At 66.4% G+C, this 3,853-nt stretch carries 1 protein-coding gene and 1 pseudogene; one reads left to right on the top strand and one right to left on the bottom strand.

Annotated features, from left to right (window positions below; translation table 11 throughout):
• Positions 1-2,047: right-handed parallel beta-helix repeat-containing protein (locus AB0O34_RS36300; RefSeq protein WP_363923459.1), on the bottom strand; the 2,047-nt coding region annotated here is incomplete at its 3' end.
• A gap of 845 nt (positions 2,048-2,892) precedes the next feature.
• Here AB0O34_RS36300 and AB0O34_RS36295 point away from each other — a divergent pair.
• Positions 2,893-3,853, top strand: a pseudogene (locus AB0O34_RS36295) (hypothetical protein); the annotation flags it as partial.

Genomic DNA, 3,853 nt, shown 5'->3' with positions numbered 1-3,853 from the left:
CCGACCCGGTGCCCCGGATCGCGGTCCCGGTACCAGGGCTCGGCGACGGAGAGGGCGACGCGCCGTTCTGGGGCCCGGCCGACGCCATCACGGCCTGGGCGCCGGACGGCCAGTTGCCGTTGGTGACCGTGACGTTGTTGTTGACGACGTTGCCGCGGTCACCGTTGGTCACGTTGGTGCTGCCGTTGCTCGTCCAGTTGCCGGTGACGGTGAAGTTGCCCATGTTCTCGCCGCCCCAGTAGTTGGCGGTGAGCCAGGTGCCGACGGAGGACAGGACGTTGTTGCGGACGGTGTAGTACTTGGAGCCCTCGTCGAAGTAGACCCCGAAATAGCCGTTGGTGCGCAGGCAGTAGTTGTCGCTGATCACCGCGCCGGGGTTCCACGACAGCGTGTAGATGCATCCGCCATCGGTCATCTGCTGCATGACGTCGTGCACGTAGTTGCCGATGAGCTGGTTGTTGGACGCGGTGGTGGCCGTGGTGTAGCGCGGCTGGTAGTTGTACAGGCCGCGGTTGGTGTACTGGGTGTTGCCGCCGGGCTCGTTGGCGCCCCAGCCGTACCCGAGCGACATGCCGGTGTAGGGCAGGTTGTAGACCTCGTTGTGGGAGATCGTGGCGTTGGTGACGTAGGTGGGCAGGACCGAGACGATGCCCCGGTAGTCCAGGCCGAGGTCGTGGATGCGGTTGTTGCTGACGGTGATGTTCCGGTTGACCATCCGCTGGTCGCTGGGGTGGTGCGCGTCGGCGCGCACGCCGCCGATCACGATGCCGCCCGCCGAGCTACGGGTGATCTCCGACCGGGTGACCGTGATGTTGCTGGCGCCCAGGCCGACACCGCTGGCGTGGCCGTTGGCGTCGTTGCCGATGCCGATGGCCGTCTGACCGAGGTTGACGAACTGGGAGTCGGTGAAGGTGATGTTGTTGGCGGCGGAGACCTGGACCGCGGCGGGCATCTGGAACCAGTTCGGCCGGGCGGCCTCGAACTGCTGGCAGCCCTCATTGCAGGAGCCGAAGCTGGGCCAGCTCCAGTTGCCGGCGATGTAGGAGCCGGTCTGCTGGTCCGCGAAGCCCTGGTTGCCGCTGGGGCCGAGCCAGCTCGTGCCGGAGAAGGTGATTCCGCTGAAGGTGATGTGGTGCGCGGGCGCGTCGTAGGTGCCCCCGACGTCCACCAGGGACTGCAGCACCGGCAGGTCCACGCTGAGATTGCTCATGTTCTGCCCGGCGGCCGGGATGTAGGACAGGACGCCGGTCCCGGGGTTGAGGTACCACTCGCCCGGCGAGTCGAGGAACTCGTAGGCATTCTCCAGGTAGAGCGGTCCCGCCCGGTGCGGGCTGGAGAAGGTGTCGTACCCGAAGTTGTTGTTGTTCCAGGCGGGCTGCTGCATCGTGATGAAGTTCCCGCTGATGCTCTGCACCGGCACGTACCGGTCGGTGAACGAACCGACGCTCTCCATCTCGACCCGGTTCTGGTTGGCGAGATTGTTCAGATAACTCAGGGCGCTGTTGCTGAACCTCATCCCGGTGTTGCTGGCCGTGAAGTCGGACCGGTTCACGGTGGTACGCGCCCGCGTGGCGATGGCGCCGTTGACGTAAAGCTGCCGGGCGTCGATCCCGGTCCCGACGTTGGCCCGCCAGATGTTCTTCCCGGAGTCGGCGAGCGTCCAGCCGGTGACCGCCCTGGCACCGCTGATCACCGGATGCGCCGACGCGGCCGCCCGCCAGATCACCTGGAATCCGTTGGTGCCGGAGTCGGCGGCGGTCAGCCGTAACGGCGAGGACAGACGGTACACCCCGTCGGCCAGCTCCACGACGATGTCACCGGACATCCCGCCGACACGCGACCGCACCGCGGCCTGCGCGTCCGTCAAGGAGCAAGGCTGGGCAGCGGAACAGCTGGTGCCGCTGCCGGAAGGGGACGCGTAGAGCGTCGTGGTGGCCGCCGAGACGGGAGAGGCCGGCGCCACCAGGGCGACCGCGGCGGTCAGTCCCAGCGCGGCGACTCCGGCCGACACCAACCTCCGCACTACGGGTATCGACAATTCGAACATGGGACCTCCTGATAGGGGTGGGGGGTGTAGGCGGCAAAACGCCCTACCGAAGCGGGTCCAGCGGGCTCGGCTCAGGTCGTCGTGTCAGCGATGTCTGGAGTTGGCAGCCGCTCATGCTCCGCGACCGGCACAGCCGGCCGCAGTGCTCGCTGCTCATTGCTGCTCACTTTCCCCAGAGCGGGCCGGTGATCCCAACCGTCTGCTGCGGAAGGTAATTCGTATGACGTACGCCGTCAATAGCGTGCCGTCTGAGGCGCCCGCCGGGCGAAGGCGGATGGAGGGACGCAGTACTGGAGACTCGCCGCCCGAACGCGCAGGCCAACCGGCCAACGCCGTTCACCGCTCCGCAGGGATGCGGGTCCGGAGAGTCATGAAAGGTTCACCGAGGCGGCCCGGCCACCTCCTCGCCGATCCGCACACGGCCACCGCCGGCGAAAGTTTCATCGGGGCGCATCGGCGGCGATCGGTGCCGCATCCCTGGTCGCAGGCGGAGGGAACGAGGAGCCGCCGGCCATCTCTCCACGCGGACAAAGGTCGATCCTTGACAGGTCTCGGATCGTCCTATTTGCTCCGCTGCACCCTCCCCTCCGGCCGTCCGAGAGAAAGGGGCGCTGATCGCTGTTAGGAGTGTTAGCGCTAACAGGAGCCAGCCGATCGATTCGGCCGCCAGAACGGCATCGGCCCGGCCCACCCGGTACTCACCATACCCGAGGCCATTCATGCCGGCCGGCCGGAATTACCGACAAAAAGGAGTCGTGAATGAATCCGCAGTCAAGGCACACCGATATTCGAGCCACAGAGGGAACGGTGTGATGTCGAGGCACAGGTTTTTCTTCGGAGCGATCGTGGCCGTGGCGCTTCTCGTCCTGGGCACAGGAGCCCCGGCACTGAGCGACAGCGCGGGCACGACCAAGTCCTCCACGACCGGCGTCGCCGCGGCGACCGCCGGATGCGGCAGGGCCCCGACGCTGAGCAGCGGAACGCGGTCGATTCAGAGTAGCGGCAAGAGCCGCTCCTTCATTCTGCGTATCCCTGATAACTACAATAACAACACCCCCTACCGGTTGATCTTCGGGTTCCACTGGAACGGCGGCACCGCCAACGATGTCGACTCGGGCGGTACCAGCGGGTATCCCTGGTCCTTCTACGGACTCCGGCAGCTGTCCAACAACGGCGCCATCTTCGTCGCGCCCCAGGGCTTCAACAACGGCTGGGCCAACTCCGGCGGTGAGGACGTCACCTTCGTCGACGACATGATCCGGCTCATCGAGGCGGATCTCTGTGTCGACACCTCTCAACTGTTCGCCACGGGATTCAGTTATGGCGGCGGTATGAGTTATTCACTCGCCTGTTCCCGAGCGACGGTGTTCCGTGCGGTCGCGGTGTTCTCCGGCGCCCAGCTCAGCGGGTGCAGCGGTGGAACTCAGCCCATCGCCTACATGGGGCTGCACGGCATCGGGGACACGGTGCTCAACATCTCGCAGGGACGCTCGCTGCGTGACCGGTTCGTCCAGAACAACGGCTGCACCCCCCAGACCCCGCGCGAGCCGGGTTCGGGCAGCAAGACGCACATCGTCACCGCCTACTCGGGGTGCCGGGCCGGATATCCGGTCGTCTGGGCCGCGTTCGACAACGGTCACACGCCCGGTCCGGTGGACGGGACCTACACCGATAACGGCATCACCACCTGGACCAAGGGAGAGGTGTGGAAGTTCTTCTCCCAGTTCCAGGGCACCACTCCGTCTCCCTCTCCCTCTCCGTCGCCGAGCCCTGGTACCGGGACCGCGATCCGGGGCACCGGGTCGG

Origin of the sequence: Sphaerisporangium sp. NPDC088356 (assembly GCF_040685555.1) — a bacterium.
Classification (GTDB): Bacteria; Actinomycetota; Actinomycetes; order Streptosporangiales; family Streptosporangiaceae; genus Sphaerisporangium.
Note: the sequence above shows the minus strand (reverse complement) of the source record. Positions and strands in the feature narration are given on the sequence as shown.